The following is a 14,596-nucleotide window of genomic DNA, read 5'->3' on the forward strand; positions in this document are numbered from 1 at the left end:
AAGACCGGAGAAGGCGGCGACCTCCGCCGCCTTCTCTCTTCCTCCTGCCGGGGTGGTCCAGTGCCTGCCATTGTTCTCGCGCTTGTGCGCGGCCTTCTTCTATCCATTGCCTTGATCGTCGCGACCGCTCCGGCTTTTGCCGCCAGCTTCGAAGAATCGGTCGCCAAATTCGCCAATGACGACTTCTCCGACACCGACGACGCCGTGGGCGAGATCGCGGTGTCCGGCAACCCGCTGGCGTTTCCGATCATCAGCGCGCTGCAGGACGAGCGGCTGATGTTCGATGCCGAGACCAAGAAGGTCTTCATCAAGCAGGCTGACGGCAAGATCATCGATGCCGCGACGGGAGCCGCCGTCGACAAGCTGCCGGACAGCGCCGCGGCCGTGAGCCTCAATAACCGGCTGCGCCGCAGCGTCGATGCCGCGCTCGGCGGCCTGACCCTGCTGTCGCCCGACACCAACACCCGGCTGACCGCGGCCAAGTCCGTGTTCAAGTCGCACGAGGAGGCGACGCTGCCGACCGTGGAGTCGGCGCTCGCCAAGGAAACCAATCGTACGGTGAAGCAGGCGCTCGCCGAGGCCCGCGCCGCGATCCTGCTGTTCAAGTCCGACGCCAGCGAGGTCGACAAGCTCGAGGCCGTCGCGACCATCAGGGCGCGCGGCGACCAGGAGGCGCTGGCGCTGCTCACCGAGATCAGCGGCGGCGACCAGCCGGCGAATGTCGCCAAGGCGGCGGCGAGCGCGATCTCCTCGATCCAGGGCACGCTCGCGATCTGGTCCGGCGTGCAGAACGCCTGGTACGGCCTGTCGCTCGGCTCGGTGCTGCTGCTGGCCGCGATCGGGCTTGCCATCACCTTCGGCGTGATGGGCGTCATCAACATGGCCCATGGCGAGATGGTGATGCTCGGCGCCTACACCACCTTCGTGGTGCAGGAAGTGATCCGCACCCGCTACCCGGCGCTGTTCGACTATTCGCTGCTGATCGCGGTGCCGCTCGCCTTCCTGGTGGCCGGCGCGATCGGCGTCGTGATCGAGCGCACCATCATCCGCTTTCTCTACGGACGTCCGCTCGAGACCCTGCTCGCCACCTGGGGCCTGTCGCTGATCCTGCAGCAGGCGGTGCGCTCGGCGTTCGGCCCGACCAACCGCGAGGTCGGCAACCCCTCCTGGATGAGCGGCGCCTTCGAGCTCGGCCAGATCACCATCACCTACAATCGGCTCTGGATCCTCTGCTTCACGATGGCCGTGTTCGGGATCCTTCTGGCCATGTTGCGCTACACCGCGCTGGGCCTGGAGATGCGTGCCGTCACGCAGAACCGGCGCATGGCGGCGTCGATGGGCATTGCGACCTCACGCGTCGATGCGCTCACCTTCGGGCTCGGCTCGGGCATCGCGGGCATCGCCGGCGTGGCGCTGTCGCAGATCGACAATGTCAGCCCGAATCTCGGCCAGAGCTACATCATCGACTCCTTCATGGTCGTGGTGTTCGGCGGCGTCGGCAATTTGTGGGGCACGCTGGTCGGCGCCTTCACGTTGGGCATCGCCAACAAGTTCCTGGAGCCGGTCGCCGGTGCCGTGCTCGGCAAGATCGCGATCCTGGTGCTGATCATCCTGTTCATTCAGAAGCGCCCGCGCGGCCTGTTCGCGCTCAAGGGCCGGGCGGTGGAAGCATGATGCCGCATCTGCTGACGAGGTCGTTGGACCGCGCCGCGACGATCTTCGTGCTCGTGGTCGCCGCCTGCGGCGTCCTGATCCCGCTATCGAACCTGCTGCTGCCGGCGGGATCTGCCTTGCAGGTGCCGACCTATCTGGTGGCGCTGTGGGGCAAATATGTCTGCTACGCCATCCTGGCGCTCTCGATCGATTTGATCTGGGGCTATTGCGGCATCCTTTCGCTCGGCCACGGCGCCTTCTTCGCGCTCGGCGGCTACGCGATGGGCATGTACCTGATGCGCCAGATCGGCACCCGCGGTGTCTACGGCAATCCGATCCTGCCGGACTTCATGGTGTTCCTGAACTATTCGAAGCTGCCCTGGTACTGGCACGGCTTCGACATGTTCTGGTTCGCCGCGCTGATGGTGCTGGTCGTACCCGGCCTGCTGGCCTTCGGCTTCGGCTGGCTCGCCTTCCGGTCGCGCGTCACCGGCGTGTACCTCTCGATCATCACGCAGGCGATGACCTATGCGCTGCTGCTCGCCTTCTTCCGCAACGATTTCGGCTTCGGCGGCAACAACGGCCTGACCGATTTCAAGGACATTCTCGGCTTCAACGTCCAGGCCGAAGGCACACGTGCGGCCCTGTTCGCGCTGAGCTGCCTGGCGCTGATCCTGGCGTTCCTGATCTGCCGCGCGGTAGTCTCGTCGAAGCTCGGCAAGGTGCTGATCGCGATCCGTGACGCCGAGTCGCGCACGCGCTTCCTCGGCTACCGCGTCGAGTCCTACAAGCTGTTCGTGTTCACGCTGTCGGCCTGCATGGCCGGCGTCGCCGGCGCGCTCTACGTGCCGCAGGTCGGCATCATCAACCCCTCGGAGTTCGCTCCCGGCAACTCGATCGAGGCGGTGATCTGGGTCGCCGTCGGCGGCCGCGGCACGCTGGTGGGCGCGGCGCTCGGTGCTGTCGTCGTGAACTACGCCAAGACGTTCTTCACCTCGGGTGTGTTGGCCCCGTACTGGCTGTTCATGCTGGGTGCGCTCTTCGTGCTGGTGACGCTGCTGCTGCCGAAGGGCATCGTGGGCACCTTCAATAGCTGGTGGGACCAGCTCGGCACAAAGCGGCCGAATGCCGACAGCGCCGCCCGCGAGGATGGCGTCACCGAACCCAAGATGGCGGAGTGAGCGGCATGAACGTGATGGATACGAGATCGACCTCCGCGCTGCTCTATCTCGACGGCGTGCACGTCTCCTTCGACGGCTTCCACGCCATCAACAATCTGTCCTTGACGCTCGAGCCCGGCGAGATGCGCGCCATCATCGGTCCGAACGGCGCCGGCAAGACAACGATGATGGACATCATCACCGGCAAGACCAAGCCCGACGAGGGTACGGTGCTGTTCGATGGCAAGACTGATCTCACCCGCCTCGACGAGACCCGCATCGCCGAGCTCGGCATCGGCCGCAAATTCCAGAAGCCGACGGTGTTCGAGAGCCAGTCGGTCGAGGACAATCTGCTGCTCGCGCTCAATGTCGATCATAGCGTCAAGGGTACGCTGTTCTGGCGCGGCTCCAGGGGCGAAGCGGACCAGATCGACAAGGTGCTGGAGACGGTGCGGCTCAAGGATCTCCGGCGCAAGCTCGCCGGCAGCCTGTCGCACGGCCAGAAGCAGTGGCTGGAGATCGGCATGCTGCTGGCGCAGGACCCGAAGCTGCTGCTGGTCGATGAGCCCGTGGCCGGCATGACCGATGTCGAGACGCATCAGACGGCTGAGCTGCTCAAGGAAATCAATCGGGATCACACCGTCATGGTCGTCGAGCACGACATGACCTTCGTGCGCGAGCTCGGCGTCAAGGTCACCTGCCTGCATGAAGGCACGGTGCTGGCCGAGGGCACCATCGACCAGGTGTCATCGAACGATCGCGTGATCGAAGTGTATCTGGGCCGATAGGCGAATAGCGAGTGGCGAGTAGCGACTAGGGAAGCGCAGGAAACAATGATCGGGACAGCAATTTCGATTAGCTATTCGCTATTCGCCATTCGCCCATCAGCGACCGGAGGTCGGTGATGCTCGGCGTCAAGGACATCAACCTCTATTACGGCGCCGCCCAGGCGCTGCGTGGCGTCTCGATCGCGGCGGAGCCGGGCAAGGTCACCTGCGTGCTCGGCCGCAACGGCGTCGGCAAGACGTCGCTGCTGCGTGCGCTGGTCGGGCAATATCCGCTCGCGTCGGGCAGCATCACCTTCGACGGCACCGACATCACGCACCTGAAGCCCTACGAGCGGGCGCGGAAGGGCATCGGCTTCGTGCCGCAGGGCCGCGAGATCTTCCCGCTGCTGACGGTCGAGGAGAATCTCAAGACCGGCTTCGGCCCGCTGAAGCGGGCCGATCGCAGCATCCCGGACGACGTGTTCTCGCTGTTTCCGGTGCTGCAGTCGATGCTCGGCCGGCGCGGCGGCGATCTTTCCGGCGGGCAGCAGCAGCAGCTCGCGATCGGGCGGGCCATGGTGATGCGGCCGAAGGTCCTGTTGCTGGACGAGCCGACCGAGGGCATCCAGCCCTCGATCATCAAGGACATCGGCCGGGCCATCTCCTATCTGCGCAATCTCGGCAATATCGCCATCGTGCTGGTCGAGCAGTATCTCGACTTTGCCTGCGAACTCGGCGACAACTTCGCCGTCATGGATCGCGGCGCGGTGAAGTTCACCTGCACCCGCGCCAATCTCGACCAGGCCGAGATCAGCCGCCAGATGGCGCTGTGATCGTCATCTAGCTCTCAGGGCGCGGCCTTGCCGCGTCCGGTCCCAGGGGAGGGGATCGATGCGGGCCGATCCCGCCAGCGCCGCCGCCGACATCTTCGAGGCCAACCGCGCCCGCGGCGCGGTGCGCTTCGACGTGCGGCTGCAGGACGGCGTGACGCGGCGTCACCATCTGCATGAGTCCGGCTCGCTGCGCGTACGCTTTCCCTCGCCGGAGGATGATGGCCTCTCGGCGATGTTCGTCAATACGGCCGGCGGCATCGCCGGCGGCGACCGCTTCGCCATCCAGGTCGCGGCCGGCGAGGGCAGCCGCGTGACGCTGTCGAGCGCCGCCGCCGAGAAGGTCTATCGCGCTCCGGGGACGCCGGCCGAGCTGGACATTGTGCTGAAGGCCGAAGCCGGCGCGCACATCTCGTGGCTGCCGCAGGAGACCATCCTGTTCGACCGCGCCCGCATCCACCGCCGCATCGACATCGAGCTTGCCGAGGCCGCTTCGCTGCTCCTGTGCGAGATCGTCGTGTTCGGCCGCACGGCCATGGGCGAGCGCATGCGCGAGGGCGAGTTCGTCGATCGCTGGCGGCTGCGGCGCGGCGGCAAGCTGGTGTTCGCCGAGACCGTCCGCCTCGACGGCGACGTCGGCGCCAAGCTGGCGGAGCCCGCGATCGCCAACGGCGCCGCTTCGATCGGGACTGCGCTGATCGTCCCCGGCGACGCCGCACTGGTGGAGCGCATCAGGGAGAGCCTGCCGGCGTTCCGGGGCGAGGCCGGGCTGTCGGCCTGGAATGGATTTGCAATGGCGCGCTTCTGTGCCCAAGATGCCGCAAGCCTGCGCGCCGACATGATGGCCGTGCTCGGCTGCGCCTCGACCGTGCCGCTGCCGCGGCTCTGGCTCAACTAGACATTTACCAAGCGACGCTTACCAAGTAACGATTACCAGAAGACGATCACCAGAGAGTCCGCATGAACCTGTCTCCCCGCGAAAAGGACAAGCTCCTGATCTCGATGGCCGCCATCGTGGCCCGCCGCAGGCTCGAGCGCGGCGTCAAGCTGAACCATCCCGAGGCGGTCGCCATCATCTCCGATTTCATCCTCGAAGGCGCGCGCGACGGCCGCACCGTCGCCGAGCTGATGCAGGCCGGCGCCCAGGTCCTGACCCGCGACCAGGTGATGCCCGGCATCCCCGAGATGATTCACGACATCCAGGTCGAGGCGACGTTTCCGGACGGCACCAAGCTGGTCACGGTGCACGAGCCGATCCGCTGATCATATGGCACGTCATTCCGGGGCAGCCCGCAGGGCTGAACCCGGAATCCAGAGATTATTAGATCGAGATTCCGGGTTCGGTCCTGCGGGCTGCCCCGGAATGACGGAGAGGACAACATGATCCCCGGCGAACTCTTCATCCAGGACGGCGAGATCGAGCTCAATGCCGGCCGTAAGACCGTGACGCTCTCGGTCGCCAATACCGGCGACCGTCCGATCCAGGTCGGCTCGCACTACCACTTCTTCGAGACCAACCCGGCCCTGAAGTTCGACCGGAAGAAGGCGCGCGGCATGCGGCTCGACATCGCGGCCGGCACGGCCGTGCGCTTCGAACCGGGCCAGACCCGCGACGTGCAACTGGTCGCGCTCGCCGGCAAGCGCATGGTCTATGGCTTCCGCGGCGACGTGATGGGCAAGCTGTAAGCCGATGCTGACCGGATTGCGCCTCGTCTCCGAAGCCGCCGAGCTGGCCGCGCGCCGTCATGCCGGCCAGCAGCGCAAGGGGCGTGACGAAGAGCCGTACATCAATCATCTCGCCGAGGTCGCGAACATCCTGTCGGCAACCTGCAACGGCGAGGACGCCGAGCTCGTCGCGGCCGGCTGGCTGCATGACACTATCGAGGACACCGACACCAGCCACGACGAGCTGGCGCAGCGCTTCGGCGCGCGCGTCGCCGGGCTGGTCGAGGAGGTCACCGACGACATGACCCTGCCGAAGAGCGAGCGCCGTGCGGTCCAAATCATCGCGGCTCCCGGCAAATCTGATGGCGCCAAGCAGATCAAGATCGCCGACAAGATCAGCAACATCCGCGCGCGCGTCTTCTTCGAGCCGGACCTCGAGCAGCAACTGGAGCTGATGGAGTATCTCGGCTGGGCCGAGCAGGTGGTCGCCGGCTGCCGCGGCGTCAATGCGGCGCTGGATGCGCTGTTCGACGAGACGGTGACCAATGCGCGGGGGACGCTGTGAGCGGCCTAGCGCGAATGTCCTCGGCGGCCATCTACAGCCTGTGCGCGGCATCAACCGTTGCGGGGTTTGCTGCCGCGGCTTCGGCAGCCGACGAGCGGCGCTGGCGGCTGTTCGAGCAGGACGACGGCGCGTTGCTGTCGCCCAGTCGGAGCGATGAGGCGACCGACGACGTCGGATCGCCATCGTTCCGCTGCAAGGCCAAGTCCGGCACCATCGCTGTCACCGGAGATGCCGGCCAGGAGCTACGGAACGTAGTTGCGGATCTGCTGCGCTCGAACGGATATCCGCAGGTCGAGATGGTGCCGGCGAGCCGTTACGGGCAAACGCTGCTGAGCGTCTCCTACAGCGAGGCGGGATCGGTCTGGGAGTACAGCTTCGAGGTGGCGGCCGATGCGCCCGCTTTCGATGCTTTCAAGCGCACCGGACGCCTGACGTTCAAGATCGGCAAGACCACCATCCGCGAAGAGTTCAAGCCCGGTCTCGAGACCATCGCGAAGTTTCAATCGATCTGCGCACGTCCGAAATGATCCGCGCGCTGGAAATAGTTGAGAGCTAGAGGCTGGAGCACGACATGTCCGTCAAGATCAAGCGTTCTGTCTACGCCGACATGTTCGGCCCGACCACCGGCGACAAGGTCCGGCTCGCCGACACCGATCTGATCATCGAGGTCGAGAAGGACTTCACCGTCTATGGCGAGGAGGTGAAGTTCGGCGGCGGCAAGGTGATCCGTGACGGCATGGGCCAGTCGCAGGCGACCAACAAGCAGGGCGCCGCCGACACCGTCATCACCAACGCGCTGATCGTCGACCACTGGGGCGTCGTGAAGGCCGACGTCGCGATCAAGGACGGCATGATCTCGGCGATCGGCAAGGCCGGCAATCCTGACATCCAGCCTGGCGTGACCATCGTGATCGGCCCCGGCACCGACGTGATCGCGGGCGAGGGCAAGATCCTCACCGCCGGCGGCTTCGACAGCCACATCCATTTCATCTGCCCGCAGCAGATCGAGCACGCGCTGATGAGTGGCGTCACCTCGCTGCTCGGCGGCGGCACCGGCCCGTCGCACGGCACCTTCGCCACCACCTGCACGCCCGGCCCGTGGCACATCGGCCGGATGATGCAGTCGTTCGACGCGTTTCCGGTGAACCTCGGCATTTCCGGCAAGGGCAACGCCTCGCGGCCGGCGGCGCTGGTCGAGATGATCAAGGCGGGCGCCTGCGCGCTGAAGCTCCACGAAGACTGGGGCACGACGCCGGCCGCGATCGACAACTGTCTCTCGGTCGCCGACGATCACGACGTGCAGGTGATGCTGCACTCCGACACGCTCAATGAGTCGGGCTTCGTCGAGGACACCATCAAGGCGTTCAAGGGCCGCACCATCCACGCCTTCCACACCGAAGGCGCGGGCGGCGGCCACGCGCCCGATATCATCAAGGTCGCCGGCCTGAAGAACGTGCTGCCCTCGTCGACCAATCCGACGCGTCCGTTCACGCGCAACACCATCGACGAGCATCTGGACATGCTGATGGTGTGCCATCATCTCGATCCGTCGATCGCCGAGGATCTCGCTTTTGCCGAGAGCCGCATCCGCAAGGAGACGATCGCGGCCGAGGACATCCTGCACGATCTCGGCGCGCTCTCGATGATGTCGTCGGACTCGCAGGCGATGGGCCGGCTCGGCGAGGTCATCATCCGGACCTGGCAGACGGCCGACAAGATGAAGAAGCAGCGCGGCGCCTTGCCGCAAGACAAGGGCAAGGACAACGACAATTTCCGCATCAAGCGCTACATCGCGAAATACACGATCAACCCGGCGATCGCGCATGGCGTGTCGAAGCTGATCGGCTCGGTCGAGAAGGGCAAGCTCGCCGATCTCGTGCTGTGGTCGCCGGCGTTCTTCGGCGTCAAGCCGGACTGCGTGATCAAGGGCGGCACCATCGTGGCGGCGCCGATGGGCGATCCGAACGCCTCGATCCCGACGCCGCAGCCGGTGCACTACCAGCCGATGTTCGGCGCCTTCGGCAAGTCGCTGACGGCCTCCTCGGTGATCTTCACCTCGAAGGCGGCGGTCGCCGGCGGCCTCGCGCGCAAGCTCGGGCTGTCGAAGAAGCTCTATGCGGTGCAGAACACCCGCGGCAAGATCTCGAAGAAGAGCATGATCCACAACGACGCGACGCCGAACATCGAGGTCGATCCCGAGACCTATGAGGTGCGCGCAGACGGCGAATTGCTGACCTGCGAGCCCGCCGAGGTGCTGCCCATGGCGCAGCGCTACTTCATGTTCTAAACTTGCTCCCGGTACCCCAAAACAGAAACGTACCGGGAGGACTGCTTCGTGATCTATGTCGTCGCCACTTTGACCATCAAGCCCGAAACGCGTGCCGAATTCATCGCCGCTGCCACCGCCTGCATCGAAGGGACCCGCAAGGAACCCGGCAATATCGCTTATGACTTGCACGAGAGCGTCACCGATCCAAGCAGGGTGGTGTTCGTCGAGCAGTGGGAGAACGCCGAGGCGCTGGTGCCGCATCGTGCGACCGAGCACATGAAGACGTTCGGTCGCGTGGCCGTGAAGTGCATGGCGGCGCCGCCGAAGATCGAGATCATCACGCCCGAGAAGGTCGATGTCCGCTGAACGGAATAAGAGAATGAGGATTTCAGCATGATCCGCGCCACGCGCGTGCTCGGGCAGCATCGTTGGAAAGAGGCAGCCGCCGATTCCGTCCTGCTCGATTTCGACGACCGGCATCGCCGGCGGCTCGTGATGACCGGCACGCGCGGGCTCGAATTCCTGCTCGACCTCGAACACGCCACCGCCTTGCGCGGGGGCGATGCCCTGGTGCTGGAGGACGGCCGGCTGATCGAGGTCGTCGCGGCCGCCGAGCCTCTGCTCGAAATCCGCGCCAGTGATCCGCATCACCTGGTGCGGCTCGCCTGGCATCTCGGCAACCGGCATCTGCCAACCCAGATCATGGCCAAGGGCCTGCGCATTCGCCGCGACCATGTGATCGAGGCGATGGTGAAGGGCCTCGGTGCCCGCGTCATCGAGATCGAGGCGCCGTTCGATCCGGAAGGCGGCGCCTATGCCGAACCCAGCCATGCCCATGGCCATGATGATCATGATCACCACGGCCATGAGCATCACAGCCATGATCATCATCATGGTCATGGCTCTCACGATCATCACGATCATGCCCACGACCACGCGCATGACGATCATCATTTGCATGACGAGCACTGCGGCCACGACCAACATCATCATGGCCATTCCCATGCTCATGACCACAAGTGAGCGGACGCGCTCCTTGGAAGCAATGACTGAGCTCGATTCAGCCGGGCTCTACCGCGTGCTCACGTGGTTGTCTCCGGCCTTTCCGGTCGGCGGCTTCTCCTACTCCGGCGGCATCGAATGGGCCGTCGAGGCCGGCGACATCAGCGATGCCGCCTCGCTTCGCGGCTGGCTCTCGGTGATGCTTACGGACGGCTCCGGCTTCTGCGATGCCGTGTTCCTCGCTCATGTCCATCGGGCGGTCGAGCTCGGCGACATGGAGGCGCTCCGCCGGACGGCCGAGCTCGCCGCGGCCTTCGTGCCATCGCGCGAGCGCCAGCTGGAGACAACGGCGCAGGGGCGGGCCTTCATCGAAATCGCGCGTTCAGCCTGGAACTGTGACGGTCTCGACCAGACCGTGGCGCAATGTGAGACAGTCGTTTATCCCGTTGCGGTGGGGCTGGTCGGTGCGGCGCATGGCGTGTCGCTGGTGCCGTTGCTGCACGGCTTTCTGCACGCCTTGACATCGAACTGGATTTCCGCGGGCAGCCGCCTCGTTCCATTGGGGCAGACCGACAGCCAGCGTGTGCTCGGGGCGCTGGAGCCGATCGTCGCGGCGACCGCCGAACGCGCTCTGCGTGCGTCGCTCGACGAGATCGGCAGCTCCACGTTCCGCGCCGATCTCGCCAGCCTTCGTCATGAAACGCAATATACGAGGCTGTTTCGGTCGTGACGAAGCAGAGCATGTCGCTGCAAATTTGGGCCGAGCCCTGTGAATCGCGGCGGTTCCGCAAATCAATTGTCACGGCTGCACAGCGGCTGGTTCGTCAATCACGACTGCGCGCCGTTGCGCGTGCAACAGAAGGATCTATGACATGGCATCGTCTCACGGTCCGCTCCGCGTCGGCGTCGGTGGTCCGGTCGGCTCGGGCAAGACTGCGCTGATGGACCTTCTGTGCAAGTCGATGCGCGAGCGATACGACATCGCCGCGATCACCAATGACATCTACACCAAGTGGGATGCGGAATATCTCGTCCGGTCCGGCTCGCTGACCCCGGATCGCATCGCCGGCGTCGAGACGGGCGGCTGTCCGCACACCGCGATCCGCGAGGATGCCTCGATGAATCTCGCGGCCGTGGCCGACATGCGCGCGAAGTTTCCCGGGCTCGATTTGGTGCTGATCGAATCCGGCGGCGACAATCTCGCCGCAACCTTCTCGCCGGAACTGGCGGACATCACGATCTATGTGATCGACGTGGCGGCCGGCGACAAGATCCCTTCCAAGGGTGGTCCAGGCATTACCCGCTCCGACCTGCTTGTGATCAACAAGATCGATCTCGCGCCGCATGTCGGCGCTTCTCTCGAGAAGATGGAGACCGATGCCAAGCGCATGCGCGGCGAGCGCCCTTTCGTCATGACCAACCTCAAGAAGAGCCAGGGACTCGACAGGATCATCGGCTTCATCGAGGCGAAGGGGGGGCTGACGCCGTCAGCCTGAGCGACTGATCCGTGCAGGATGGTCAATCGTTGCGAAGGAGAGTCGCGGAGTTTGTTGCAAAACTTTGCAATATATTTCTGAGCTCTCATCGCGGAAACTGATCGCATGCTCAAGGCTTTGACTTAGGTAGAACTTTTGAGTTGACCGCGGCGAGGAGAACTCGCGAATAGGTGCCGCGAAGGCCGGCGCCGGACCGCCGGTGTAGTAGACGCAAAAAAGCCTCAACAAGCCGGAACAACTTGAGCTCCCGGATGTTGCCTCGACCCGGGGTGCGCCTTGCCAAGGGCGCATGATCGGCTCATGGATGGCCGGTATCCTGGGACTTCCGCTAAGATCCGATCGCTTCCGCTCGCCCCGAAGGTGCGCGTTACTTGAGTAGCAGGCCCGGTTATTGGATGACTCGTTTCCTCCTTCGCCAACCCTTGACCTTAGAGTGAACGAGTGCTGCGGCTGGGTGTCATCATCGGTGTGATTGCGCTGCTCGGGTCGGCGCTGTCCGGTTTGGCTGCGTATCGCGTTCACGACCAGGAACTGGCGCTCGACCGCATCGCCCTGGCGCGGGCCATCGACGTCCATGCCAGCCTGGTCCAGGACCGCCTGACCGAGCGCGAGCTGCTGGCCCGGGTGGCCTCGGGCCTGTTCAGGGCGCCGTCCGTGATCAAGGCCAACATGCTGGAGCCGCTGCGGTCGTCGATCTACGCCTTCAAGACCGATTTCGTGGTCGCGTCCTGGATCGCGCGGCTGCGCCCGGACGAGCTTACCGTCGCAGAAGCGGAGCTGCGTCAGGCCGGATTTCCGAACCCGACCATCCGCAATTTTGACGATACCCCGCTCGGCCCCCACGTCGATCGCCCGATCGACGTGCTCATGGATCTCGAGCCACGCAATTCCGAGACCTCGAAGCTTCCCGGCATGGCACTCGACCGGCAGCCCATCGTCGGGCCGATGCTGGCGCGGGCTATGGCGGAGGGCAAGCCGGTAGCCTCCGACCCCACACCGCTGTTACGCCCTGACGGTCCCGTCGGGATCGTCCTGGCGGCTCCGGTGGTCCCGCAGGGGGCGACCGCCCCGGCGGGCTTCGTGACCTTTTCCTACGAGATCGGGCCGCTGCTCCTGACCAATGACGACCTGTCCTTGTTCTCGGTCGCGTTGAAGGACCCGCGCAATGCCTCGGACGAGCTGGTCGCGAACGATCAGGGGGCGGTCAGCAACCGGACCCGCGGACCGGACGATCCGGTGCCGTCGTCGACGCGCACGGTGACCTTCGGCAACCACGACTGGTCGCTGGTTTACTACGCCAAGAGCAACTCCGTGCGCCGGGCCCAGCAGACGGCAGCGATCGTCGGTGTGATCGGGCTCGCACTGACTGGCATCATCTGCGGCCTGTTCGGCTATGTCGCCTACAACAATCTGCGGCTCAGCCGTGAAATTCAGGTGCGGATCGGCTTCGAACGGCGGTTGACGGCGGTCATCGACGAGCTGAATCACAGGGTCAAGAACATCCTGGCGGTGATCCAGTCGATCGTGACCCGCACGCTGCGTCACGGCAGTGACATCGATGTCGCCCGCGAGCTTCTGATCGGTCGCATCCATGCGATGTCGAACGTGGTCACCCTGCTGAGCGAGAGCCAATGGCAGGGCGTCCAGCTGCGCGGCCTGTTCGAAGCCCGGGCCATTCCGCATGCCGAGCGGATCGCGGTCACCGGACCCGATATCACCGTCAGCGCGCGCGCCGCCCAGAGCCTGTCGCTGCTGTTCTTCGAGCTCGCCTCGCATTCCGACGAGGGACTTTCGTTGGTCGGCAAGCACCCGCATATCACCGCGAAGTGGGAGGTGACGGGCGAGGAGCCGAATGCCGTGTTCCATTTCCGCTGGGAGGAGTGCAACACCAGCGAAGCCACGCGGCGGCCGGACAGTGATTTCGGACTGATCCTGCTCGATCGAGTCGCGCCGGAGGCGCTCGGCGGCACGTCGAAGCGGTTCTTCACCGAGGCGAGCTACGTCTACGAGCTGACTGCGCCGATGGATACGGTGATCGACATGACCGAGCGCGATCGCACCGAGCAGTTTTCCGCGCCCGTGCATCCGCCGCGTTGATCGCCGCCGCGCCCTCCGGCGAAGCAGGTCTCTCGGGAACGAATTCGCGAAACGACGAAAGAGGCGGCCCCGTTCGGGAGCCGCCCCATTCGCGTTCTGCTCAGCACTGCGCGGCGGTGATCAGCCGCCGCTGCCGCCGATCACGGCCCGCACGGTCTCGTCGGGGCCGAAATCCTCCGCCCCTTCGACATAGAGCAGGGCCGCCAGCTTGGACCGCGCGCGGTTGACGCGGCTCTTGATCGTACCGACCGCGCAGCCGCAGATCGCTGCCGCATCCTCGTAGGAGAAGCCGGAAGCCCCGACCAGGATCAGCGCTTCGCGCTGGTCCTGAGGCAGCTTTTCCAGTGCCGCGCGAAACTCCTCGAACTCGAGATGAGCCCCCTGTGAGGGATGCGTCTTGAGCGTCTTGGCGTAGTTGCCCTCGGCGTCCTCAACTTCGCGCCGCCGTTTTCGGTAGTCGGAGCGGAACAGGTTGCGCAAAATCGTGAACAACCACGCGGGCAGGTTCGAGCCCGGTTGAAACGAGTCGATGTTGGCCAGCGCCCGGAGCAGAGTTTCCTGCACCAAGTCGTCGGCGCGATCGCTATTACCGCTCAAGGAAATCGCGAATGCACGGAGGCTTGGGACGGCCGCAAGGATATCGTCCCGCAAAGAATCAGTGAGAGGCATTCACTCCCTCCCGTCGTTCTGGTCGGTGGATCCCCCGCCGTTCTCTACGTGGGACTGAGCTGCCGGCCCATCAAGCTTGCGGATCAGATCCGTGAAGCGGTCCGGAACCCCCTGACGAACGACGTCGTCGTACATCGCGCGGAGTTGATGACCGATCCTGGATTGAATCTCCGCGTTGAGTCCGCCGGGCTTGCGCGGTGCCGCATTCTTGCTGGCTTGAGACTTTACATCTTTCATGACCTTTTCCACGTTTCCCCGAGAGTTAAGTCCCTGAAGCTTCAAGAATTATCCTCGCCATCGAGGGGGTCTGATCGGGAACTAATGCAACCGGGCGCTAAAAGTTCCACGGGTTTGGGGAACTTTTGTTCGTTTCGGGCGTAATCAGCTCATCATGGAACCCGGGCGGGAAGCCCAGAATACCGA

Annotated in this window: 17 protein-coding genes; 15 read left to right on the forward strand and 2 right to left on the reverse strand. The window is 64.8% G+C overall.

Going from position 1 to position 14,596, the window contains the following annotated elements; genetic code table 11:
* Nucleotides 1-111 precede the first annotated feature (111 nt).
* The 15 genes from urtB to QXZ94_RS29640 all read left to right on the forward strand — a co-directional run bounded on the left by urtB (nucleotide 112) and on the right by QXZ94_RS29640 (nucleotide 13,504).
* The gene (gene urtB, locus QXZ94_RS29570; protein WP_409998811.1) at nucleotides 112-1,674 is read left to right on the forward strand and encodes an urea ABC transporter permease subunit UrtB; all 1,563 of its coding nucleotides are present in this window, start codon (nucleotides 112-114) and stop codon (nucleotides 1,672-1,674) included.
* Nucleotides 1,671-2,834 (forward strand): urea ABC transporter permease subunit UrtC, encoded by a 1,164-nt coding sequence (gene urtC / locus QXZ94_RS29575; RefSeq protein ID WP_315724373.1) that lies wholly within the window; start codon nucleotides 1,671-1,673, stop codon nucleotides 2,832-2,834. Before urtB ends, urtC begins: the two co-directional genes overlap by 4 nt.
* Nucleotides 2,835-2,839: 5 nt before the next feature.
* The gene (gene urtD, locus QXZ94_RS29580) at nucleotides 2,840-3,601 is read left to right on the forward strand and encodes an urea ABC transporter ATP-binding protein UrtD (protein WP_315724375.1); all 762 of its coding nucleotides are present in this window, start codon (nucleotides 2,840-2,842) and stop codon (nucleotides 3,599-3,601) included.
* A gap of 116 nt (nucleotides 3,602-3,717) precedes the next feature.
* Entirely contained in the window at nucleotides 3,718-4,413 is a 696-nt protein-coding gene (gene urtE, locus QXZ94_RS29585; RefSeq protein ID WP_315724377.1) for an urea ABC transporter ATP-binding subunit UrtE, read from the forward strand.
* 58 nt (nucleotides 4,414-4,471) lie between these two features.
* Nucleotides 4,472-5,308, forward strand: a complete 837-nt coding sequence (locus QXZ94_RS29590) for an urease accessory protein UreD (RefSeq protein WP_315724379.1) — start codon at nucleotides 4,472-4,474, stop codon at nucleotides 5,306-5,308.
* Between the two features lie 62 nt (nucleotides 5,309-5,370).
* Entirely contained in the window at nucleotides 5,371-5,673 is a 303-nt protein-coding gene (locus tag QXZ94_RS29595) for an urease subunit gamma (RefSeq protein ID WP_015669637.1), read from the forward strand.
* Nucleotides 5,674-5,790: 117 nt separating this feature from the next.
* Complete coding sequence (locus tag QXZ94_RS29600; protein ID WP_006612145.1) at nucleotides 5,791-6,096, forward strand: urease subunit beta; 306 nt, start codon at nucleotides 5,791-5,793, stop codon at nucleotides 6,094-6,096.
* Nucleotides 6,097-6,100: 4 nt separating this feature from the next.
* On the forward strand, nucleotides 6,101-6,640 hold the full coding sequence (locus QXZ94_RS29605; RefSeq protein ID WP_315724383.1) for an HD domain-containing protein: 540 nt from the start codon (nucleotides 6,101-6,103) through the stop codon (nucleotides 6,638-6,640).
* A gap of 14 nt (nucleotides 6,641-6,654) precedes the next feature.
* The gene (locus QXZ94_RS29610; protein WP_315724385.1) at nucleotides 6,655-7,167 is read left to right on the forward strand and encodes a hypothetical protein; all 513 of its coding nucleotides are present in this window, start codon (nucleotides 6,655-6,657) and stop codon (nucleotides 7,165-7,167) included.
* Between the two features lie 44 nt (nucleotides 7,168-7,211).
* Entirely contained in the window at nucleotides 7,212-8,927 is a 1,716-nt protein-coding gene (gene ureC / locus QXZ94_RS29615; protein WP_315724387.1) for an urease subunit alpha, read from the forward strand.
* 48 nt (nucleotides 8,928-8,975) lie between these two features.
* Entirely contained in the window at nucleotides 8,976-9,275 is a 300-nt protein-coding gene (locus QXZ94_RS29620; protein WP_315724389.1) for a putative quinol monooxygenase, read from the forward strand.
* A gap of 27 nt (nucleotides 9,276-9,302) precedes the next feature.
* Nucleotides 9,303-9,932: an urease accessory protein UreE gene (locus QXZ94_RS29625; protein ID WP_315724391.1), complete on the forward strand. Its 630-nt coding sequence runs from the start codon at nucleotides 9,303-9,305 to the stop codon at nucleotides 9,930-9,932.
* Nucleotides 9,919-10,641: an urease accessory protein UreF gene (locus tag QXZ94_RS29630; protein ID WP_315726608.1), complete on the forward strand. Its 723-nt coding sequence runs from the start codon at nucleotides 9,919-9,921 to the stop codon at nucleotides 10,639-10,641. The genes QXZ94_RS29625 and QXZ94_RS29630 overlap by 14 nt, the downstream gene beginning before the upstream one ends.
* 142 nt (nucleotides 10,642-10,783) lie before the next feature.
* Nucleotides 10,784-11,407, forward strand: coding sequence for an urease accessory protein UreG (gene ureG / locus QXZ94_RS29635; RefSeq protein ID WP_172110069.1), 624 nt, complete (start codon nucleotides 10,784-10,786; stop codon nucleotides 11,405-11,407).
* Nucleotides 11,408-11,848: 441 nt separating this feature from the next.
* A complete protein-coding gene (locus QXZ94_RS29640) occupies nucleotides 11,849-13,504 on the forward strand; it encodes an HWE histidine kinase domain-containing protein (RefSeq protein WP_315724394.1) in 1,656 nt (551 codons plus the stop codon).
* A gap of 120 nt (nucleotides 13,505-13,624) precedes the next feature.
* Here the strand turns inward: QXZ94_RS29640 and QXZ94_RS29645 are convergent, their stop codons facing one another.
* Both QXZ94_RS29645 and QXZ94_RS29650 read right to left on the reverse strand, forming a co-directional pair.
* The gene (locus tag QXZ94_RS29645; RefSeq protein ID WP_006612137.1) at nucleotides 13,625-14,173 is read right to left on the reverse strand and encodes a sigma-70 family RNA polymerase sigma factor; all 549 of its coding nucleotides are present in this window, start codon (nucleotides 14,171-14,173) and stop codon (nucleotides 13,625-13,627) included.
* Nucleotides 14,174-14,410: a NepR family anti-sigma factor gene (locus QXZ94_RS29650; protein ID WP_172110067.1), complete on the reverse strand. Its 237-nt coding sequence runs from the start codon at nucleotides 14,408-14,410 to the stop codon at nucleotides 14,174-14,176. It lies immediately after the preceding gene.
* Between the last annotated feature and the right edge of the window lie 186 nt (nucleotides 14,411-14,596).

Source organism: Bradyrhizobium sp. SZCCHNS2022 (assembly GCF_032377575.1).
GTDB lineage: Bacteria > Pseudomonadota > Alphaproteobacteria > Rhizobiales > Xanthobacteraceae > Bradyrhizobium > Bradyrhizobium aeschynomenes.